Origin of the sequence: Vibrio sp. CK2-1, from assembly GCF_021726515.1 — a bacterium.
Classification (GTDB): domain Bacteria; phylum Pseudomonadota; class Gammaproteobacteria; order Enterobacterales; family Vibrionaceae; genus Vibrio.
Genome location: NZ_JAKKCJ010000003.1, coordinates 216,911 through 237,871, shown reverse-complemented (window position 1 = coordinate 237,871; position 20,961 = coordinate 216,911). Strand labels below are relative to the sequence as shown.

Here is a 20,961-nt window from a genome sequence, read left to right as displayed (position 1 = left end):
CCTTCATAACAAAATTACATTCAGAGTATATACCCAAGTGACTTTAAGATGCAGATTTCAAAGCTATCATCCAAATCTCTTTTTTCGATAAAACAAAACCCCCAGCACTTTCACACTGAGGGTTAATGTTATTTCTAATAAACCAGACTCAATTCGCCTTTCAGCATTAGCCTTTGAATACAGGCAAAATATCTAGCATGGCCAAGAAGTGGAACACCGCGGTCGCCACACCAAATAGTAACACTGCGTATGGGATCACTTTACCGCCTGCAACCACAAAGCCCTGCTCTGCGCCTTTGCGTTGGCGAGCTTTCAATACAAGCAATGCTGGAATGATACAAGTCCACACTGTTGCTGCCGCGCCTGCGTAACCAATGGCTAAAATAAAACCAAATGGGAACAATAACGATAGCACTAGAGGTGGCATGAAAGTCACCGCCCAAGTTTTAGTACGGCCTGATTTGCTGCGGTTATCAAAGCGGAATAAGTCAGCAATGTAATCAAACACCCCTAAACCGACCCCAATGAAGGAGGATAAAATCGCAGACACCGAGAAGATATTAATCGCTTGCGAGACTTTATCGGATGCCACTACGGTACCTAGTGCGCCCAGTAGTACGTCAACATTACCGCCTTGCTCGATCACCGGACCAAATGAATCTCGAGATAAGTGACCAAAAATGCTCACCAACCAAATCACATATAAGAATAAAGCAATTGAAGTCCCGCCTAGAATCGCATATTTGGCTTTACGTTCTTCGCCATAATAAGCACGCATCGAAGCAACAGAGTGATGATAACCAAATGAGGTTAAAGCTATCGGCAGCAATGCCATGGCGTATTTAGCGTATTCACCTTGCTGGTTTGCCGCATCCATCAATAAAGAGAAATCGACATGAACAGTTAAACCAAACACACCAAAAACAAAACTTAGCAGCATGGTACAAATTAGCACCACTGAAATACGGTCTACCGCGCGAGTTGAATGCCACACTACGCTAGAAGCAATAAACACAAACAACACCGATGCCGTTTTACTTTCCAGCCCAAGTGAGCCTTGTAGAATCAATCCAAACGATGTGGTGTAGGCATAAAGTAGAATCCCACCCACGAAATACACCGTTAAGTTATTAAAGGCATTCACCTTTTCACCTAATAAATCGGATGTCACCGTATTAAACGACACATTCAAATCGTAATGCTTAAATGCTTCTAGCAATAACCAACCCGACACCGTCATTACCGCCATGGTTAAAGCAATCGCCAGTACAGACCAAACCGTCCATGCGCCAGCTCCTGCACTCGGCAGCCCAAGCATACCTGCACCAACACAGACACTTGCAATAATACAAGCGCCCCCCACCAATGAAGGCTGTTTCGTTGTTGTCGTTGTTGTAACGGTAGTCATAATAGATTCTCTTTACGCTAAATTAAGCAAGTACATCCTGTACCCCTTAAAAACAAACAAGCATCAAGCGAAGAAGATAGGAAGTTGGCCGAAAACGGTATTCAAAAAGAAAGGCAACCAAGTTCTGTGCTGATGTATGCGCTCATCATAGCGATAACAACCAGACTAGTAAACTAGTTAGCTGATACAATGTCGTGATTTTGTGAATTAAAAGAAGATCTGATTAAGATTTGAACGCAGATAATATCGCCTCTTGGGTAAACAGTAAAAATATCAATTACATTCCAGTAAGACTTGTATTCAAACAAATAAAACATAACCAATTGATATTTAAATTTATTACCTAACCAGCTTCTAGAAATAGTATAAATCTAGCCAATTTATTTAGACTTACTGGAGAGCTCTTATGCGCATGACAATATTAATCGGTCTCTTACTATTTCTCACTGCCTGTACGAGCCAACTTCCTAAACCATTTCCCTTCCCACAGATTAGCCTCAAAGATGACATGCTTATTTATAACGGCATAATCTCTGGAGATGGCGTATTAACCGCACAACGCATCGCCAGAAACAGCCCAACGAAAATCACGAAATTACAAATCACCAGTCCAGGTGGAATGATTGAACCGGGTATAGAGTTAGGCTATTTCATCAAAGAAAATAATCTTGATTTAATCATTACCCAACTGTGCTTTTCTGCCTGTGCCAACTATTTATTACCGGCAGCCCACAGCATCACTATTAAAAAAGACACTCTATTAGGTTGGCATGGAGGGGCAAGACAAAGTAATGCTATATGGAAACAAAGTATTCCTAATAGCCAGTGGGATGACTTTTACCCTTATCTGGAACGACTAAGAGGTAAAGAATATCAATTTTTACAAGATATGGATGTTGCCATCAATATTACAACTTATGGACAAACCAAATTCAATACCTGCCAAAAAAGCAAACAAACATTGGGTTGGTATTACACGTTAGATGACATGAAAGCAATGAAACTTCCACCGATTAAAATTGAAGGCGGAAAATTATTAGAATCGGTAATATATAAAGATGAAAAAGTTACGGCTTGTCTGATGCCTGAAATATTCAACACATAAAGAACTGGTTTTAATTCCATACTACTTAAACACAAAAACCTCAGACAACTGATTAAATTATCTGAGGTTTCTTTGTATATGACACGACTCGTCAAGCAACAAGCCGAGTTGTTTCAGTTTACGCTGGATTCTTTTGGGTTAAGTTAAGGCAATCGATAGACTTAAACTAACTCATTTTTAACTGTTCAACATTGGATAAAACCCAAGCACTATTATGAGGCTCAAAGCCAATTTTTGGATAATAGCCTTGAGCCTGAGGAGCTGACAGTAGAATCACCTTACAACTGGGACTCAACTCTTCTTTAGTAACCAAGATAAGGTATTGACCAATACCACTAGATTGAACACTTTCATCAACCGCTAGATCTGATAAATAACAGCAATAATGAAAATCTGTCACAGAACGAGCCACACCAACAAGCTGATCTTTTATCCATGCAGTAACAATTAGATTCGAGTTTTCAAGCATGCCTTTAATTGTTGCTTCATTTTCTAGTGGCCTACGTTCACCAAGCGATGTTTTCTTTAGCAAATTCACAAATTGTGCAACTGATATCGGTTGGTTTACTTTGTACTCAATTTCCATTTTTCACCCTCTTAGGCTGGATTTGCTTATAAGGCGATGTTGTTTATAGGGTTACGACGGCACCGTGAACCCACATTGTAGACACCGTTCACCACCGTAATTTTCATTGTAACTAAGCCCTAGACCACTACCACATTCAGGGCAAAATTCTGAAATATCTAGTGATGCCCATTCCCAAGTATCCATATACTCTGGAATACCATCCCTATCATGACCTATCAGTCCACCAGCATTAGTTTGTTTGGCTATGTAGCTACAGTAACTGTGTTCTTTAAGTAGTTCTAAAACTATCTCATGATTTATTTCGAACCACTCACCAATAACGTTAATATCGCTATATTTCTGGTGAAATTCTTTTTCTAGCTTCCGATCATTATTGCTGTTGATCCAACCCATTAGAGCTAGTCTTCGGGAGTTTCCCGTTTGAAGATTTTTAAGGCGCTGTGCTGGATCTTTACTAATGCCGATCTTAATTCTTTGATTCATCAAGTCTTCATTTTCAATGATAAAATAGAGTGCCATATATCTCCTTGTAGTCAACGACCTGTTAAGGTATGAGCAACACAATACCGAAGTTACCGCATACTACCTTAAACGTTGTTATGTGCGTGCTTTAAGTTCACGCACCAAAGCCTCATCACCAGCTTTATGCAACCACAAACACCAAAGTGTAATCGAACCATTATGCTTGCTGTAGACAATCCACTCACCGGTTTTGTAATCACTCGAAACTGACTCCATTAACGATTGGTACATTGTTTCGATATCCAAGCTTTGATCTTGTAACTTGGTGCGCTTAGCGTGATTCGTCCAATTTTCAACAATAAACGAAGACTGTCCAAAATGAGTATGCAATACCTTAAAGCCTAATTTGTTTGATATATTTCTCAGTTTACCCCGACCGTTACCAATATCACCAATGCGTTCCAGAACAGACAACACCGAAGTGACAGGAACAGCGACTGCAATATTTTCAATAACAACGTACCCTTGGTGATATAACTGAGACAGTTGGAGTTTTAAAAGGTCACTAATGTTATATTTAGGACAATGATAAGACAGCGCCTCCTCAACCATATGCTCATAATCACTATATGACCAAGTAGTCTCTAGATCTATATCTCTGCGAATTTTCACGTCAGTTGCACGGATTATTTGCTCGATTCTATTCACTAATCCTCCAGATCACATAACAATTTAATATATGGAAAAATCCGTATAGCTCACCATAACTAACATACCAAGCACAATCGCAACGAGGACAATAGTGGTTACCATTTATTTTGATTTAAATCAAAGCAACTTTAAGTTGCATTTAAAATACCACTTAAAGCCGATGGCCATGTTTCATTTAAGAGTTATGATGAACACTGCACTGATTAATGGAGCATATTATGAGCTTACAATGTGGAAAAACAAACCTAACTCAAGATCAATTAAGCCAACTAGAATCGATGCCAGCAGATCAACTTGCTGATTTGATTGAATCTACTCACCATCAATATATTCGAGAAACAGGGCCACAATTAATTGAAATGGCAGATAAACTGTTACGAGTACATGGCGAAGAATCTGAGACTATTCAGAAGCTGACACCTTTGATTCATGCTTTAGTGAATGAACTCACTCCACATTTATACAAAGAAGAGCAAATTTTATTCCCAGCGATTAGAGGTCTTGCCACACAAACACCGCAGCAAACCTGCTTTGGTCACATTGGTAACCCTATCCGCGTTATGACCCATGAGCATAATGAAGCTGATCAAATTGTAGTGGCATTACAACAAGTGACTCAAAACTTCCAAGCTCCAGAAGAAGCCTGCCAAACTTGGCAACGTTGCTATAAAGTCTGCGAAGAATTTTGCCAAGATTTAATCAATCACATACATGTAGAAGATACGATTCTCTTTCCGGCTGCGATAGAGCTGGCTGATTAAGCTGCAAAAAGATTATAGATAGAATGCAAAAAACCCCAGACAACTGATTAAGTTATCTGGGGTTTCTTTGTATATGGCACGCCCTACAGGATTCGAACCTGTGACCACCTGCTTAGAAGGCAGGTGCTCTATCCAGCTGAGCTAAGGGCGCTTTGAGTGGAGGATTATACGAGATGCCCCCATAAGATCAACGCCTTTATTTCATATCATGGTGTAAGTGCTGAAAAAAAGATCAATCAACATAAACCCCATCGCTTGAACTCATTATGCCAGCTTATCTTCCGTTGCTACGGATGCTTTCTTGGTCAGCATCGATGTTACCTTGCCACCAAACAGTGAAATCAATAACAATCCTAAAATCACCAAGGTAATTGGGCGATCAAATACATAACTTAATTGTCCACCACTGATTTGATAACTGTGTAATAGCGAAGACTCTGCCATGCCGCCAAGTAAGATCCCGATTACGGCTGCCGGCACTGAGTAATTTAATCGGCTAAACACCCAACCAAGCAAAGCAAACACCAGAACGGTTACAGGGCCAGCGATGTTACCGGTTAACCCAAATGAGCCAAATACCGCCATGGAAAGTACAGAAGGAATTAGGTAGTTCATTGGCACTTTCACCACATTGGCAAGCAATGGAATAAACAGCAGACCAAGCACTAATAGAATCAATACTTGTCCGAAGTTAGCCATAATGATGGCATACACCACGTCGGTTTCTTCACGGATAAACTGTGGGCCACCGGTAATATTATGCATGGCAAATGCCGCTAGCATGACAGCGGTTGCCCCACCACCGGGAATACCTAAAGCTAATAGAGTCGCCATTGAACCGGCTTCCGATGTCGAGTTAGCAGATTCCGCTGCAATCACGCCTTTCGGGTTACCTTTACCGAATGACTCAGGATCTTTGTCACGACGTTTGGTTTCGATATAAGACAGAAGGTTTGAAACCGAAGAGCCTACTCCCGGAACCGCGCCAACAAACACCCCAATGATACTGCCACGTAGCATGATCCACGGATGCGCAAAGGCACTCTTAAAGCCAGATAAAATCTCTTTTACGCTCACTTTACGGGCACTTTGGTTTTCAACTAAATAGTTGGTCTTCACTAGTTTAAATAATTCAGACGCGGCGAACATGCCCATCATCGCTGGGATCACAGGTACGCCATCGAGCAAATATTCATTACCCATGGTGCCACGCAATACGCCTGCCTCAGAGAAACCAATCGTGCCAATCAAAAGTCCGATAAAGCCGGATAACAAACCTTTCGCCATTGCATCACCACGCAGACTGGCAATCAATGTCATACCCCATAAGATCACCATAAACATTTCCGACGGCCCAAGTTGTAAAACAAAGCCGGATATCGGTTGGATCAATAGGAATAAAATGATGTAGCCAAATAAAACCCCAAAACACGAAGAACCTAATGCCACACCAAGTGCTTTGTTATGCTCACCTTTTTTCGCCATTGGATAGCCATCAAAAGCGGTCGCGATCGCCGACGAGGTTCCCGGAATATTCATCAAAATAGCGGGAATACCACTACCGAACGAGCCCCCGGTGAAAATGGCCGTTAAGAAAAGCATCGCCTCTAAGAAATCCATATACAGAGTAGCAGGCAAAAATATCGCCATTGCCATCGAGATCTGCAAGCCTGGAATAGCGCCGAAAATCAAACCAATAATGATCCCAGGAATCACCACTAGCCATGGACCAAAAGAGGAAAACACCAAGTTTGTTCCAGCAAAAATCGCATCAAAATCTAACATGATTAAATCCTTAATAATCCGTTGGTAACAAGCTCATTGGCATTGGGTACGGCAGCATTTGGGCAAAAAACACCGACATAACTAATCCGAAACAAATGCTGTACCCAACAATCCATACCCAACGGCGCTCACCTTGAACCAATAAAAAACTAGCAACAAATAAGACGGTTGCAACATCAAAGCCAATCCATTCAAGTGATAATACGTAAGCCGTAAATAGCCCCATAATAGGTGCCACTTCTTTCACTGGTTGGCCTTTTTCAACTGATTGAGCTTTTCCTAATACCTGCTGAATGAGTTCAATTGCACAAAGAATTAACGCAATCACACTGACAGGAAGAATTAAGATCATGTTTTCAGGTGTGCTGGATGCTTGCCAAGCAGATAAGGAATATAAAATGACAAAACCGGCAAGACCGATAACGACCAGTGCATCGGTTATTTTGGGAGTGAATAGCCTCATAAAGCGCCTACCATTAAGAATTTTAAAATAATGCAAACAATGGGAAGACCGACGAGTCCTCCCCATACTTCAGTTAGTCAAGCAAGTGCTTGTATTGGTTGAACGTATCAAAGTTCTCTTTCATCATTTCATCAGACTTTTCAGGTCCAACCCAAACGCCGCCAATATCATTACTTTTCAAGTTTTCTTGTACATCTTTACGCGCCAACGCATGTTGAATCGCTAGCGATAGCTTATTAAAACGCTCAGGGTATTTATTTTTAAACTCGGTTGTTACCGCAAAACCACGCATAGAACCGGCAAGGACAGGCACTTCAACATCTAATGGTTTTAATGCTTCATTGATGGTTGGTGCATCCCAGTTATCACTACGCTCACCACGAACCACTGCTAGAGGGCGAATGTACTCTCGAATTCCTTCACTACCTTGAGCACTAATCGAAATGAAATCTACTTGGCCACCGGCTACCGCACTGCGTGATTGACCGCCGCTGTTATAAGTCACCAAGTTTAAGTTTTCTTGTGGGGTGTTGTTTTTTTCAAGTAGCAACTTCAGCATTAAGTGCCCTGCTGAGCCTTGTACAACCGACGCGCTCACTTGTTTCGGGTTTTCTTTTATCGCGGTTAATAGCTCCGCTAAGCTTTGGTATTTGCTGTCTTTGTTAACGGCAATCAGATCAAAATCGAACCATTGAAAGTTGATGTAGCTAAAATCTTCAACCGCATAGCTAGCATTGCCCTTTAAAATGGTATTAGAAAGATACGGGGCAAACGTCGATGCAAAAACGGTGTAGCCATCATCAGGGCGGTTAAGTACATAGTTTGCTGCGATCTGAGTACCTGCCCCTTTTTTGTTGATCACTTTAATTGGTTGGCCGAGCTCTTCTCCAATGTAAGCCGACATATTACGAGTCATGCGATCCGCACTACCACCTACCCCAAAACCTACCACTACATTAACTGGTTTTTTAGGATAGTCTTCAGCACTAACAGAAAACGGTGCACAAATCACCGAAGCTAGTACTGCTAATGATGCAAATTTTTTATTTATCGTTGTATTTAACATTCTCCACCTCACGTCCTTTTTTAGGGATATTTTTATTGTTACATTCGCTTGTGAATTAAACATACCTAGGCAAGCTGTCATCAAACTGTCACGGAACACAAACTCGCAACATTTTGTTTACTTTTTAGAGGTTGATCATGCGTATTATCGTTATAGAAGATAATCAAACACTGGCGAAGTCTATGCAGGAGCATCTTTCTAATGCAGGATTCTGTGTCGATGTGTGCCACGATGGATTAGAAGCACACCAACTACTCGACTATCAAAATTACGATCTTATCTGTCTTGATTTGGGTTTACCGAATAAAAGTGGCATGCAGTTACTACAAAGCCTCCGACAAAAACAAAACCTGTCACCCGTGTTGATTATTTCGGCTCGTGATGAGCTTGAACAAAAAATCGAAGGGTTAAATAGCGGCGCCGATGACTACCTATGTAAACCATTTGAGATGGAAGAGTTGATTGCGCGCGCTCATGCTTTGGTTCGCCGAATGACCATGCAAACCAGTAATGTTTTGAGCTATGGCGATATTGACGTCGATTTAGACTCACAAAAAGTGCTGTGCAATAAAGAGTGGATACCGATTCATCGACGTGAATTATCACTGCTGACTTATTTAATTCGTAACCAAGGCAAAGTGGTGAGTAAAGCGCAAATTGTTAATCATATTTCAGCGTTTGATGATGAGCTCAGCTTAACTGCTGTTGAAACTTACATCAGCCGACTACGTAAGCGCTTTCCAAACTTATCTTTAATTACCATTAGAGGTTTAGGTTATTTATTGGAGCCAAGCAGTGATTGAAGCTATCCGTTCATCTTTATTTTATCGTCTTTATTTGCTGACTTTTCTGCCTTTACTTGGGCTTACCCTAATCACTTTCTTTGTCAGCTCAAACCTTATCGGACAAAAGAATCAAACCTTATACGACAATACCTTAATTGCCACTGCTCATAATATTGCCAATCGACTATCCACTAGAGGTGGCAAAATTAGTTTGGATATGGACTATTTTTCTATCGACACACTCAGCACGGCTCGACAAGAAAAGGTGTTTTATCGGATCGTGACAAAAAATGGAGTGGAATTAGCAGGATTTCGCGGACTAGCCCTTGCTCCATTCAAGAATAAAACTGAGAAAAAGACGACCTTTTACGACGCTATTTATGCCGGCACTTCACTAAAAGCCGTGCAATTACAGACAAACACCTCTTTGGGAAATGTAAACATCGTTGTCGCGGAATCTCAACAAGGCAGAGATTCATTAATGAACGATATACGATTAACTCTAGGTATTGTTGCGCTATTTCTTTGTACCACCGCTGGCATTTTTTGTTTTGTGGCCATTAAAAAAGGATTAGCACCTCTCACCAATTTAAGAACCGAGCTATCCAAAAAATCCGACTCGCAGTTGAGTAAGATAACCACAAATGTGCCAACCGAACTTCAAGAATTGGTGACCGAATTAAATCGATTAATTTGTCAGTTAGATAAAGTCCTCAAAGAATCGAGATCGTTTAATGCCGACTTAGCTCATCAACTACGTACCCCACTTTCTGAAATCAAAACTCACTTACTGACATTATCAAATGACAATCTGTCGGGCCCACAAGAGAATAAGCGTAATTGTGTTATTGAAAAAATTGATAACCGAATCAACTATATGACGAGAACCATCAAGCAATTACTGACTTACAACCAAGTTAAACACCAGCAAAATAGCCAACGCCAAGATGCGATGACAAATTTAACGGAATTATGCCAAAACCTCGCAGCCCAACTCGCACCGAGTATTTATGCAAAGAAACAAGAAATAGAATTTATCGCGCCAGAACCCCCTATTTTAAGAAAGGTGAATTCGACATTATTAGAAGGCGCTTTGGTTAATCTCATTGAGAATGCTAGTAAGTATATGCCGGAGAAAACCGCCACTTTTCAGCCTGTGATTATTCTCAAGATTGAAGAAGAACCGGATAACACCGTTAGCATACATATCATCGACAATGGGCTCGGTGTACCTGAAGATAAAATTGCCCTACTCACTCAAAGGCATGTTCGTCTCGATCAAAATACCATTGGCAGTGGTATTGGCTTGGCGATCGTTGAACAGATATGTGAGTACCACAAAGCTAACCTTTCTATTACTAATCGAGCCTCGTCTGGGTTGGATGTTTGCCTTCACGGATTTGCTCAATAAAACATCAATAAATAAAACTTAAATGCAAACGTTTGCGTTATGGATATTGATCACGTTATTTGCGACAATACGCCGCGTTGTCTACTGCTGCTAGTCTAATGAGGATAGTAAGGAAAACCATGACTGCTCAAATTATTGATGGAAAGTTAATATCTCAAACCGTTCGTTCGGAAGTAAAAGCTCGTGTTCAGGCTCGTGTTGAAGCGGGTTTACGTGCGCCAGGCCTTGCTGTTGTACTAGTAGGCAGCGATCCAGCCTCTCAAGTTTATGTGGGAAGTAAGCGTCGCGCTTGTGAAGAAGTAGGCTTTGTTTCTAAATCTTATGATTTACCGACTACCACCACAGAAGCTGAATTGCTTGATATGGTTGAGCAGCTTAACAATGATCCTGAAATTGATGGCATCCTAGTTCAACTACCTCTGCCTGCTGGCATTGATAGCACCAAAGTTTTAGAAACTATCCACCCTGAAAAAGATGTCGATGGTTTCCACCCATACAACGTAGGCCGTTTATCTCAACGTATTCCTAAACTACGTTCATGTACGCCAAAAGGTATTATCACGCTACTAGAGCGTTACAACATTGATACTCGCGGCAAACATGCTGTCGTGGTTGGCGCTTCAAATATTGTTGGCCGCCCAATGACACTAGAATTATTGCTAGCGGGCTGTACAACCACTACCTGTCACCGCTTTACCAAAGATCTTGAAGGCCATGTACGCCAAGCGGATCTACTAGTGGTAGCGGTAGGTAAACCAAACTTTATTCCGGGTGCTTGGATTAAGAAAGGCGCGATTGTGATCGATGTCGGTATCAACCGCATGGAAAACGGCAAACTGATTGGCGATGTGGAATACGATGTTGCAAAAGACAATGCCAGCCACATTACGCCTGTTCCGGGTGGCGTTGGCCCAATGACGGTAGCAAGCCTAATTGAAAATACCATGTATGCGTGTGAGAATTTTTCTAAATAATTACTCTCATCGATAATAAAAACATCCCTTATTGAGTCATCAGTAAGGGATGTTTTTGTTTTCTAGCGAGGCTAATTTCATTAAAGCTTATTCAGCTATATCATTTACCTATCTATCCCATCCACCAGCAGTCTCATTCATCTATATAGACGAGTAACGACACAAAAAAAGCAGCGAGTTGAATACTCACTGCTTTCTAAGATTTTTATTTTATTACTGGTTTTTCAGATTAGTCTTTCGACTCAATAGCCGCTTGTGGCTCTGAAGGTGTTTCGGCTTCAGGCGGTGTAGACTTTCTTTTCACGCCAAACAACTTCATTACTGCTACGTAGAATAACGGAACAAAGAAGATAGCTAAGAAAGTTGCAGTCAACATACCACCAATCACCGAAGTACCAATCGCATGACGAGAGTTTGCCCCTGCGCCAGTACTGGTGGCGAGTGGTAGTACCCCAAGAATAAAGGCAAAAGAAGTCATCAGAATTGGACGTAAACGCATACGACACGCTTCTAATGTTGCTTCTACTAACCCCATGCCTTTTTCATACAAGTCTTTAGCAAATTCGACAATCAAGATGGCATTTTTGGCGGATAGACCAATGGTGGTTAATAAACCTACCTGTAAATACACATCGTTTTCTAATCCGCGCATCATAGTGGCTGCGAGTGCCCCAAGTATCCCCAATGGTACGACTAGAATAACCGCCATTGGAATCGTCCAGCTTTCATATAAAGCCGCGAGGCTTAAGAATACAATCAACATAGATAACGCATATAAAATTGGCGCTTGGTCACCAGATTGACGCTCTTGATATGACATTCCGGTCCAACTCACTGCGACGCCATCTGGCAAGGTTTTAGCGATATCTTCCATCGCCGTCATGGCATCACCGGTACTGTAACCCGGCGCGGCTTCACCTAAGATCTCAACTGCTGAGTTACCATTGTAACGCTGTAAGTTTGGAGAACCCATGCCCCAGCGCGTATGGCTAAAGGCGTTAAATGGCACCATTTTGTCTTCATTATTGCGCACATACCAATGATTCAAATCATCGGGCGTCATTCGATACGGTGCATCGGCTTGAATGTAAACACGTTTGATACGACCTTGATCGATAAAGTCATTCACATAAGATGAGCCCCATGCCATCGACAAGGTTTGGTTAATGTCACTGATGCTCACACCGAGTGCTTTGGCTTTTTCATAATCAAGATCAATGAAGAACTGTGCTTGGTCATCAAGGCCATTTGGACGCACTTTTTGCAATGCCGGATTTTGATTCGCCGCTTGTAATAGCGTATTACGTGCTTCCATTAGTTTATCGTGACCAATGCCAGTACGATCTTCTAGGTACATATCAAAACCGGTTGCTTGGCCTAACTCACGAATCGCAGGTGGGTTGATGGCAAAAATCACACCTTCATTATTTTGACTAAAATGCTGCATAGCACGACCAATGATCGAATTTACATCCTGCCCCGGCTCGGTACGCTCTGACCAATCTTTTAGCTCAAGGAACCCCATACCAGCATTTTGGCTTTGACCAACAAAACTAAAGCCTGAAACTTGGAAGAATGATTTCACTGTATCTTTTTCATTTTCTTCAAAGTATTCACGAACATCGGTCATGACTTTTTCGGTACGTTCTAATGTCGCCCCTGTTGGTAGTTGCACCATCACCATGAAGTTACCTTGGTCTTCCTCAGGCAAGAAGCTTGACGGAATGGAGGTGAACATCCAGCCAATTAAAGGCAGCATGATGGCGTAGACAACAAATAGACGCTTTGGACGACTGAGCGCTTTTTTCACACCATTGGTGTATTTTTCACTTGAGCGATTGAACTGACGGTTAAACCAACCGAAGAAGCCCGTTGTTTTTTCTCCATGATGCGGTTTTAACATAGTGGCACATAATGCCGGCGTGAAGATCATCGCCACAATCACCGATAGCACCATTGACGATACGATAGTCAGAGAGAATTGTCGGTAGATTGCCCCCGTTGAACCACTCATAAATGCCATTGGAACAAATACCGCAGATAACACCATGGCAACGCCTATCAAGGCACCGGTGATTTCACTCATCGCTTTACGCGTGGCTTCCAATGGTGGCAGGTTATCTTCCGCCATTACACGCTCAACGTTTTCTACCACTACGATGGCATCATCCACCAGCAAGCCGATGGCAAGTACCATACCGAACATCGTCAAGGTGTTAACGCTAAAGCCCATGATAGACATCACACCAAAAGTACCCAATAACACGACAGGTACTGCAATGGTTGGAATGAGGGTTGCACGCAAATTCTGTAAGAACAGCAGCATAACCAAAAATACCAACACAACCGCTTCAATAAGTGTATGAACCACTTCTTCAATCGAGATTTTTACAAAAGGAACGGTATCCATGGCTTTCACCACTTTCAGTCCTTCTGGCATCGATTGAGCTAGATCGGCAATTTTATCATCGACCAATTTCTGGGTATCAATCGCATTCGCACCAGTCGCGAGCTTAATCGCAATACCTGATGCGCCATCACCGTTAAACCGTGCGAGCACACTTAAATCTTCACCATTAAGCTCAACGCGCGCGACATCTTTCACACGTACTTGAGAGCCATCAGAGCGAACTTTCAATAAGATATTTTTAAATTGATCGACACTTTCTAGGCGGTTTTGAGCGGTAATAGTGGCATTAATTTGTTGACCGGGAACGGCTGGAGCGCCACCAATTTGACCTACGGTCACTTCGGTATTTTGTGCTTCAATCGCTTGGTAAACATCAATCGGAGTTAATTGATAACTGGTTAATTTAGCCGGATCAAGCCATAAGCGCATGGCATATTGAGAGCCGAAAACTTGCACATCACCTACTCCATTTAAACGGCTAAGTGGATCGGCAATATGAGAGCTTACGTAATCTTGAATGTCACTTTGCGTCATGCTGCCATCGGTTGAAATAAACGCCATTACCGACATAAAAGATGCCGATGATTTACGAACACTCAAACCTTGTTTTTGCACTTCACTCGGTAGTTGACTTGTCGCTTGTTGTAATTGGTTTTGTACCTGTACTTGAGCGATATCGGGATCAGTACCTAGCGCAAAGGTTAGCGTCACAGAAACCGAGCCAGAAGAACTGCTCGACGACGACATATACAACAGGTTATCTAAACCCGTCATATTTTGTTCGATAACCTGAGTCACGGAATCTTCAGCGGTTTTGGCCGATGCCCCAGGGTACATTGCATTGATTTCAACAGCCGGAGGCGCAATCGTTGGATATTGCTGCACCGGTAGACTGATCACGGACAGAGCACCTGCCAGCATGATCAATATTGCGATTACCCAAGAAAATATTGGGCGATCGATAAAAAATCTCACCATGAGTCTACTTCCTATTTGTGGGTGCTTTTCGCATCGTTATCATCAGACACGATAGAAACAGGTGCATCAGGGCGAACTTTCATCAAGTTACTAGCGATAACTTGATCGCCATCTTTCAGACCAGACTCAATCACCCACTCATTACCATTAACCGTCGAACCTGTTTTGACCGGACGAACGGCCACTTTACCGTCTTCAACAACAAATACAGTTGCTTGGCCACCTTGACCAAAGTTCACTAATGCTTGCGATAAGGTGTACATCGGTTTTTGGTCAGCAATCACAATTTCCGCGCGAACAAACATTCCCGGTAATAGAATCGAATCAGGGTTTGGTACTTTGGCACGTAAGGTAACGCTACCTGTTGAGCTATCCACTTTAGTACCTGAGAAAGTCAGTGTGCCCATTTGATCGTACTCAGTACCATCTTCTAGCTTCACACCTACTTTAGGGTTGTCATTGGAGCCTAAGGTTTTCTTAATTTTCGCCATCGACAAAGAAGATTGCGTCATATTGATGTAGATAGGATCAAGCGGCTGAATAGTCGTTAATGCCACTTCTTGATTCGCGGTCACCAACGCCCCTTCCGTCACATTTGAGATATCAATACGGCCTGAAATCGGCGCAGTGACTTTGGTATATGATAGAGAAATTTTTGCATTATCAAGCGCTGCTTGTGCAACCGCAGACTGAGCTTTGGCTTGCTTCCAATTACCATCTGCCGTGTCGTATTCATCTTGGCTAATCAATTTACGCTGTACGAGATCTTTATAACGCAGCGCCGTTTTTTTCAGAACCGCTTCATCCGCTTTCGCTTTAGCAAATGCAGCCTGAGCACTGTTAACATCCGCTTGATAAGGCGCAGGATCAATTTGATACAATAAGTCACCTTGCTCAACCAATTGGCCTTCTTCAAACAAACGTTGTTGCAAAATTCCCGTTACCTGTGGGCGTACTTCTGACACTCTTGTCGCCACCACTCGAGCAGGAAGTTCGCTGTACATAGTAGTTGGCTTTTTCGCCATAGTAATAACTTGGACAGGTGTGGCTTGCGGTGCCATAGACTGTTGTTGTGACTCAGAAGATTGGGAGTCACACCCTGCAATTCCTACAGCCAAAACAGCCGACAATAATCCCACATTAAAACGGTTTGCGCGCATATTGAGGTCTCGATATTAATTTTGAAAACAAAAAGGCTGTCACAAATAAATGTGACAGCCTTCAAAAATACAGAGTTTTAAGCCAAAAAGATATTAAGCAAAGGTGAATTTACATTACTTTACTCTTTATTATCCACTTGTGCAGTAAAGTTAATTTTTGTCAACGATTTTATCCGCTAAGGTACTCACCGCTAGAGCAAAATAATATGAACGATTCCAATGCATTAACACATTGTAATTATTGTATACCAAGTAGCTACGGCCCGCTTCATCATCCGGCATGATCAACCAAGCTTTGATGTCTTCGTTTAGCTTAGGTAATGGCGAACCATCTAGGTTAGTAATGCCTAACTTTTGCCATTCTTGTAAATATTTACCTTTTTCTGCATCACGGCCTTGTAGTTCAGGATCGATACCGTGTGGCACTTGAATTTGACGTCCCCAAGTGTATTTATCATCCCAACCTTCGGTTTTTAGATAGTTGGCAGTAGAGGCAAACACATCGGCCGTCGTCGTCCAGATGTCTTTTTTACCATCGTTATTTCCATCTTGCGCATAAGCTAAGAAAGAGGTTGGCATAAACTGGCACTGACCCATCGCCCCCGCCCATGAACCTTTCATATCTTCCGCGCTGATATGGCCTTCATCGATAATTTGTAGAGCCGCCATGGTTTGCTTACGGAATAACGCCTCACGACGTCCATCAAAGGCTAAGGTAGATAAAGCACCGACCACATTATGATTACCGGTATAACGGCCGAAATTACTTTCTACGCCCCATAACGCGACAATAAAGCGAGGTTGTACACCGTAAGTTTCACCAATGCGCTTCAGGTCATCGAAATGCTCATGATACAAACGCTTTGCTTGTTTGATTTTCCAAGCAGGCACCGCGCGAGGAATATACTCATCGAGCGTCAATTTCTTCTCAGGTTGGTTATTATCCGCTTTCACTGAATGCGGCTTAAAAACCACACCTTTAAACGCCGCTTGAATCGTTGCGTCGGTAATGCCGTTTTCTTTTGCTTCTTGCTTTAATGTCTCAAGGTAAGCATTAAATTTCGTTTCTTGCGTGGCAGTATCATCCACCGTCGCTGCTACTTCAGTGGTAGCCATCGTCGAAAAGCTCACTAAACCGGCTAACAGTAGTGCGGAAATGCTGAGTGGCTTAATATTCATACCTATCCTTTTTTATTTTACTGCTCTGATTTACGAGCTTTATATTCATCCAATAAATTCACTGGCGGTGGTGGCAATTGTAGAAAATAGCCATCATCTTTTAGTGATTGTTTTACTTTCTCGATATCCACTAAAGCAAGCTTACGGCCTTCCATTTTCATTACCATTACGAAAGTTGGCTTACCAAACATTTCAAGTAGCGTACTTGGCACATCTGAAAAATCGTCTTTTTTCGGAATGTAGAGGTACATGCCTTCTTTCTTGCTGCTTTTATAAACAGAGCACAACATAATGGATCCTTTTTAATGCTTATTTATCTATACCCAAGTAACGTAAAGTGCGAGTTTGAGCATATACTAGCCAAACACCGATATCACAACGACTTTCACTTGGATTTAGCCTCATTTTTTATCATTATGACAGGCAATTAACCTAATGATGCTTTAAATAGACTATAACATTGTCAGTCTTGATATTGTTACTGTTTCCAGTGCTCATTCCAGCATTTTCAGTAATGACTATTTTTTCGTGCATTCAACATTCAGAGTAATCATCTCTATGGCTACCAAACCCGATTTAAAAGGCAGTAGTTTTGCTTTATCCGTACTTCATCTTACTGAGGATAATGTCGAAGATTGCCTGCAATTTTTACACAATAAAGTCGAACAAGCGCCAGCATTTTTCACTCATGCTCCACTGGTTGTCGACATTGAGAAAGCACCACAAATTGACATAGATTTCGCGAGCTTACGTCAGGGCATTGTGAAAGCTGGCATGATTCCAGTTGGCGTGACTGGCTGCCAAACGCCTTTAATTAAAAAGCATGTAACTGATGCAGGTTTTGCCGTGATGTCGACCAGTAAATCCGGCTATCAAGCACCTGCTGAAATCGTACCAACGAAAGTAGTGCGCACACCGATTCGCTCAGGGCAACAAGTCTACGCAAAAGGTGGCGATCTTGTGATCCTTAATCATGTCAGTGCGGGCGCTGAAGTGATTGCTGATGGTAGTGTTCAAATCCATGGAACCTGTCGAGGTCGTGTGATTGCTGGTGCTAGTGGGCAAAAAGGCGCGATGATTTTATGCGATGATCTACAAGCAGAATTAGTATCGATTACCGGTCATTATTATTTAAGTGATCAAATTGCCCCTGAACACTGGCAGCAAAAAGTACTTATTACACTGCAAGATGAACAATTAAGTTTCGATAAAATCAAATAAAAATAATTGTTTATCTATATAAAAATTAAGCATTTGATGTGAAAATAGCATCAAACACTCAGTCTAAGATTCAACATAAAGGGAAATGAAATGGCACGTACTATCGTCGTGACGTCTGGTAAAGGGGGTGTAGGCAAAACTACATCTAGCGCAGCGATTGCCTCAGGTCTTGCATTAAGAGGAAAGAAAACCGCTGTCATCGATTTTGATATTGGCTTACGTAACCTCGACCTTATTATGGGATGTGAGCGTCGTGTGGTTTACGATTTTGTCAACGTTATCAATGGTGAAGCGACGCTTAATCAAGCGCTAATCAAAGACAAACGTTGTGACAATCTTTACATTCTCCCAGCCTCACAAACCCGTGATAAAGATGCATTAACGCATCTAGGTGTAAAACGTGTATTGACTGAATTACACGATATGGGCTTTGATTTCATTATCTGTGACTCTCCTGCAGGCATCGAGCAAGGCGCGTTGATGTCTTTGTACTTTGCTGATGAAGCGGTGATCACCACCAACCCTGAAGTGTCTTCTGTACGTGACTCAGACCGTATCCTAGGCTTACTAGATTCTAAATCACTACGTGCCGAGCAAGGTTTAGAGCCAGTTAAGCAACACCTACTCTTAACTCGTTACAATCCAGCTCGCGTGACTGCCGGTGAAATGCTGAGTGTGACTGACGTAGAAGATATTTTGCACATCCCTTTACTTGGCGTGATTCCTGAAAGCCAAGCCGTGTTGAATGCTTCAAACAAAGGCGTGCCAGTTATTCACGATAATGAATCAGATGCGGGCCTTGCTTATAGCGACGCAGTTGACCGCCTACTTGGTGAAGAAAAAGAGTTTCGCTTCCTAACCGAAGAGAAAAAAGGCATCTTTAAACGTTTATTTGGAGGTTAATATGTCATTACTGCAATTCTTCCGACCGAAGAAAAAAGATACCGCTAACCTTGCCAAAGAACGTTTACAGATCATTGTTGCAGAGCGTCGTAACCAAGGAAGCGCCAATCCTTCTTACCTTCCTCAGCTAAAAGAAGATATTCTACAAGTATTGAGCAAATACGTTTCGGTTGATCCTTCAATGGTTAACGTCAGCCTAGAGCAAGGTGATGATGATCTTTCGGTGCTAGAGTTGAATATTCAGTTGCCGGAAAAAGATTAACAGCCGAATCTTGTTTCTCGAGTCTCGTTTCTCGAAAAAGAAAACCCACTTCACCATAAATGAAGTGGGTTTTATTCTTTTGGGCTAACTTCTTTTTGGTTAACAAAATCGCTCAGGCTGCTCCTTATCGCATGACTTTCAACATCAAAGCCGAGATACGAGCAACGAAACCCGAGCGGCCGCTAACTCATCTTCCTATTCAACGCCTCACCAACAATCTCCTTACGCCAGCCTTGCATGACATCCGGTAGTTGTTCTGGGTTACGGTCTTTATTCCATACCCAAGAGATAAATTGGTTAAGCTGCTTTTTCGATGCTAGGAACTCAGTGGCTAAGCCCGATGACTCTGAAGATAATTTCACTTCATCTTTTAGCACTTTGAATAATTGCTTATAGGCTGGATTATCCATTAAACGCGTGATCTTAGCAGGCCATTCGCTTTCTGGTGTTGCTTGACCCTGCTTCACCATGGCAATCAAAGTATTACCATGACGACGAACTTCACGATGGTCAAAGCCTGCTTCATTCATCTCTTTTAAACTGGTCATTTCATTGCGACACACTTCCACCATATTGGCTTCTTTAACAATGAAATTTAACGCTAAATCTCGTTTTTGTGCTTCTAACAAGCGCCACTGAGCAATGATTTTTAAGATAGCTAATTGTTGTGGCTTTAATATCCACGCGCCTTTAACCGATAAATACGCTTGCTCTGGTTTCACTTGTTTCAAGCGCTTTTCAACCAGTAGCTGTGATTCTTGCTTAACCGCGTCTAACCAGCCTTTGGCTTCTACTTGCTCTAGTAACTGTTGGTACAGTGGCAGCAAGTAAAAAACATCCGCAGCCGCGTAATCAAGCTGCTTATCGGTTAATGGGCGCGCTAACCAATCGGCACGTGATTCACTCTTATCAAGCTCAACGCCTAGGTAGTCATTCACTAACGCGGCAAAGCCTGTTGATAGGCCATAACCTAAAAAGGCGGCCATCAATTGAGTGTCAATCATTGGGGTTGGCGTACAACCAAACGCATGTTGAAAAACTTCTAAATCTTCACCGCAAGCATGCAAAATCTTGGTCACTGAAGTATCACTCAGTAACTCAGAGAACGCCTGCATATCATCTATCTCAAGCGGATCAATCAATACTAGTTGCTCGCCGTCATATAGCTGAATAAGCCCAAGTTGTGGGTGATAAGTACGGGTTCGTACAAATTCGGTATCAAGCATCACAACATCGGCTAAACGTGCTTTTTGGCACACCTCAGTAAGTTGTTGGCTGTCTTTAATGATGGTGTAATTCACGTCAATCCTTAGATGAAATGCCAGAAC

19 protein-coding genes, 1 tRNA gene and 1 pseudogene are annotated in these 20,961 nt (G+C 42.1%); 8 read left to right on the top strand and 13 right to left on the bottom strand.

Features of this window, described 5'->3' with window-relative positions:
* Positions 1 to 166 precede the first annotated feature (166 nt).
* Complete coding sequence (locus L3V25_RS09765; RefSeq protein WP_237295180.1) at positions 167 to 1,408, bottom strand: aromatic amino acid transporter; 1,242 nt, start codon at positions 1,406 to 1,408, stop codon at positions 167 to 169.
* 406 nt (positions 1,409 to 1,814) lie between these two features.
* Between L3V25_RS09765 and L3V25_RS09760 the strand changes: the two genes are divergently transcribed.
* Positions 1,815 to 2,513 (top strand): hypothetical protein, encoded by a 699-nt coding sequence (locus L3V25_RS09760; RefSeq protein WP_237295179.1) that lies wholly within the window; start codon positions 1,815 to 1,817, stop codon positions 2,511 to 2,513.
* 166 nt (positions 2,514 to 2,679) lie between these two features.
* Here the strand turns inward: L3V25_RS09760 and L3V25_RS09755 are convergent, their stop codons facing one another.
* The 3 genes from L3V25_RS09755 to L3V25_RS09745 form a co-directional block, all read right to left on the bottom strand.
* Positions 2,680 to 3,099 (bottom strand): GNAT family N-acetyltransferase, encoded by a 420-nt coding sequence (locus L3V25_RS09755; protein ID WP_237295178.1) that lies wholly within the window; start codon positions 3,097 to 3,099, stop codon positions 2,680 to 2,682.
* Positions 3,100 to 3,150: 51 nt separating this feature from the next.
* Complete coding sequence (locus L3V25_RS09750) at positions 3,151 to 3,621, bottom strand: GIY-YIG nuclease family protein (RefSeq protein WP_237295177.1); 471 nt, start codon at positions 3,619 to 3,621, stop codon at positions 3,151 to 3,153.
* Between the two features lie 78 nt (positions 3,622 to 3,699).
* Entirely contained in the window at positions 3,700 to 4,272 is a 573-nt protein-coding gene (locus L3V25_RS09745; protein WP_237295176.1) for a hypothetical protein, read from the bottom strand.
* Positions 4,273 to 4,493: 221 nt separating this feature from the next.
* Here L3V25_RS09745 and L3V25_RS09740 point away from each other — a divergent pair, with 221 nt between their 5' ends.
* Positions 4,494 to 5,036 (top strand): hemerythrin domain-containing protein, encoded by a 543-nt coding sequence (locus L3V25_RS09740; protein ID WP_237295175.1) that lies wholly within the window; start codon positions 4,494 to 4,496, stop codon positions 5,034 to 5,036.
* Between the two features lie 74 nt (positions 5,037 to 5,110).
* Here the strand turns inward: L3V25_RS09740 and L3V25_RS09735 are convergent.
* The 4 genes from L3V25_RS09735 to L3V25_RS09720 all read right to left on the bottom strand — a co-directional run bounded on the left by L3V25_RS09735 (position 5,111) and on the right by L3V25_RS09720 (position 8,350).
* A tRNA-Arg gene (locus L3V25_RS09735) sits at positions 5,111 to 5,187 on the bottom strand.
* A 113-nt stretch (positions 5,188 to 5,300) separates the two neighbouring features.
* Positions 5,301 to 6,821, bottom strand: coding sequence for a tripartite tricarboxylate transporter permease (locus L3V25_RS09730; RefSeq protein WP_237295174.1), 1,521 nt, complete (start codon positions 6,819 to 6,821; stop codon positions 5,301 to 5,303).
* Between the two features lie 10 nt (positions 6,822 to 6,831).
* On the bottom strand, positions 6,832 to 7,284 hold the full coding sequence (locus L3V25_RS09725) for a tripartite tricarboxylate transporter TctB family protein (protein WP_237295173.1): 453 nt from the start codon (positions 7,282 to 7,284) through the stop codon (positions 6,832 to 6,834).
* A gap of 73 nt (positions 7,285 to 7,357) precedes the next feature.
* Positions 7,358 to 8,350, bottom strand: coding sequence for a tripartite tricarboxylate transporter substrate binding protein (locus L3V25_RS09720; protein WP_237295172.1), 993 nt, complete (start codon positions 8,348 to 8,350; stop codon positions 7,358 to 7,360).
* Between the two features lie 137 nt (positions 8,351 to 8,487).
* Between L3V25_RS09720 and L3V25_RS09715 the strand changes: the two genes are divergently transcribed.
* From L3V25_RS09715 to folD, 3 genes are all read left to right on the top strand, one after another.
* Positions 8,488 to 9,153 (top strand): response regulator transcription factor, encoded by a 666-nt coding sequence (locus tag L3V25_RS09715; RefSeq protein ID WP_237295171.1) that lies wholly within the window; start codon positions 8,488 to 8,490, stop codon positions 9,151 to 9,153.
* Positions 9,146 to 10,546, top strand: a complete 1,401-nt coding sequence (locus L3V25_RS09710; RefSeq protein ID WP_237295170.1) for a sensor histidine kinase — start codon at positions 9,146 to 9,148, stop codon at positions 10,544 to 10,546. The genes L3V25_RS09715 and L3V25_RS09710 overlap by 8 nt, the downstream gene beginning before the upstream one ends.
* A 119-nt stretch (positions 10,547 to 10,665) precedes the next feature.
* Positions 10,666 to 11,520 (top strand): bifunctional methylenetetrahydrofolate dehydrogenase/methenyltetrahydrofolate cyclohydrolase FolD, encoded by an 855-nt coding sequence (gene folD, locus L3V25_RS09705; protein WP_237295169.1) that lies wholly within the window; start codon positions 10,666 to 10,668, stop codon positions 11,518 to 11,520.
* A 229-nt stretch (positions 11,521 to 11,749) separates the two neighbouring features.
* Here the strand turns inward: folD and L3V25_RS09700 are convergent, their stop codons facing one another.
* The 4 genes and pseudogenes from L3V25_RS09700 to L3V25_RS09685 all read right to left on the bottom strand — a co-directional run bounded on the left by L3V25_RS09700 (position 11,750) and on the right by L3V25_RS09685 (position 17,537).
* Positions 11,750 to 14,908 (bottom strand): efflux RND transporter permease subunit, encoded by a 3,159-nt coding sequence (locus L3V25_RS09700; RefSeq protein WP_237295168.1) that lies wholly within the window; start codon positions 14,906 to 14,908, stop codon positions 11,750 to 11,752.
* Positions 14,909 to 14,919: 11 nt separating this feature from the next.
* Positions 14,920 to 16,068, bottom strand: a complete 1,149-nt coding sequence (locus L3V25_RS09695; protein WP_237295167.1) for an efflux RND transporter periplasmic adaptor subunit — start codon at positions 16,066 to 16,068, stop codon at positions 14,920 to 14,922.
* 150 nt (positions 16,069 to 16,218) lie between these two features.
* A pseudogene (locus L3V25_RS09690) lies at positions 16,219 to 17,118 on the bottom strand (lytic murein transglycosylase); the annotation flags it as partial.
* 146 nt (positions 17,119 to 17,264) lie between these two features.
* On the bottom strand, positions 17,265 to 17,537 hold the full coding sequence (locus L3V25_RS09685) for a YcgL domain-containing protein (RefSeq protein ID WP_027697034.1): 273 nt from the start codon (positions 17,535 to 17,537) through the stop codon (positions 17,265 to 17,267).
* Between the two features lie 268 nt (positions 17,538 to 17,805).
* Here L3V25_RS09685 and minC point away from each other — a divergent pair, with 268 nt between their 5' ends.
* From minC to minE, 3 genes are all read left to right on the top strand, one after another.
* Entirely contained in the window at positions 17,806 to 18,468 is a 663-nt protein-coding gene (gene minC / locus L3V25_RS09680) for a septum site-determining protein MinC (RefSeq protein WP_237295165.1), read from the top strand.
* A 90-nt stretch (positions 18,469 to 18,558) separates the two neighbouring features.
* The gene (gene minD / locus L3V25_RS09675) at positions 18,559 to 19,371 is read left to right on the top strand and encodes a septum site-determining protein MinD (protein WP_237295164.1); all 813 of its coding nucleotides are present in this window, start codon (positions 18,559 to 18,561) and stop codon (positions 19,369 to 19,371) included.
* Position 19,372: 1 nt separating this feature from the next.
* Positions 19,373 to 19,633 carry a cell division topological specificity factor MinE gene (gene minE / locus L3V25_RS09670; RefSeq protein WP_086982809.1) on the top strand — a complete coding sequence of 87 codons (261 nt, stop codon included), beginning with the start codon at positions 19,373 to 19,375 and terminating at the stop codon, positions 19,631 to 19,633.
* A gap of 182 nt (positions 19,634 to 19,815) precedes the next feature.
* Here minE and rnd read toward each other — a convergent pair whose 3' ends face one another.
* The gene (rnd, locus tag L3V25_RS09665) at positions 19,816 to 20,934 is read right to left on the bottom strand and encodes a ribonuclease D (RefSeq protein WP_237295163.1); all 1,119 of its coding nucleotides are present in this window, start codon (positions 20,932 to 20,934) and stop codon (positions 19,816 to 19,818) included.
* Positions 20,935 to 20,961 lie beyond the last annotated feature (27 nt).

Coding starts and splice junctions, on each gene's coding strand:
- L3V25_RS09765 (WP_237295180.1), bottom strand. CDS start 1,408: ATGACTACCGTTACAACAACGACAACAACGAAACAGCCTTCATTGGTG.
- L3V25_RS09760 (WP_237295179.1), top strand. CDS start 1,815: ATGCGCATGACAATATTAATCGGTCTCTTACTATTTCTCACTGCCTGT.
- L3V25_RS09755 (WP_237295178.1), bottom strand. CDS start 3,099: ATGGAAATTGAGTACAAAGTAAACCAACCGATATCAGTTGCACAATTT.
- L3V25_RS09750 (WP_237295177.1), bottom strand. CDS start 3,621: ATGGCACTCTATTTTATCATTGAAAATGAAGACTTGATGAATCAAAGA.
- L3V25_RS09740 (WP_237295175.1), top strand. CDS start 4,494: ATGAGCTTACAATGTGGAAAAACAAACCTAACTCAAGATCAATTAAGC.
- L3V25_RS09730 (WP_237295174.1), bottom strand. CDS start 6,821: ATGTTAGATTTTGATGCGATTTTTGCTGGAACAAACTTGGTGTTTTCC.
- L3V25_RS09725 (WP_237295173.1), bottom strand. CDS start 7,284: ATGAGGCTATTCACTCCCAAAATAACCGATGCACTGGTCGTTATCGGT.
- L3V25_RS09720 (WP_237295172.1), bottom strand. CDS start 8,350: ATGTTAAATACAACGATAAATAAAAAATTTGCATCATTAGCAGTACTA.
- L3V25_RS09715 (WP_237295171.1), top strand. CDS start 8,488: ATGCGTATTATCGTTATAGAAGATAATCAAACACTGGCGAAGTCTATG.
- folD (WP_237295169.1), top strand. CDS start 10,666: ATGACTGCTCAAATTATTGATGGAAAGTTAATATCTCAAACCGTTCGT.
- L3V25_RS09700 (WP_237295168.1), bottom strand. CDS start 14,908: ATGGTGAGATTTTTTATCGATCGCCCAATATTTTCTTGGGTAATCGCA.
- L3V25_RS09695 (WP_237295167.1), bottom strand. CDS start 16,068: ATGCGCGCAAACCGTTTTAATGTGGGATTATTGTCGGCTGTTTTGGCT.
- L3V25_RS09685 (WP_027697034.1), bottom strand. CDS start 17,537: ATGTTGTGCTCTGTTTATAAAAGCAGCAAGAAAGAAGGCATGTACCTC.
- minC (WP_237295165.1), top strand. CDS start 17,806: ATGGCTACCAAACCCGATTTAAAAGGCAGTAGTTTTGCTTTATCCGTA.
- minD (WP_237295164.1), top strand. CDS start 18,559: ATGGCACGTACTATCGTCGTGACGTCTGGTAAAGGGGGTGTAGGCAAA.
- minE (WP_086982809.1), top strand. CDS start 19,373: ATGTCATTACTGCAATTCTTCCGACCGAAGAAAAAAGATACCGCTAAC.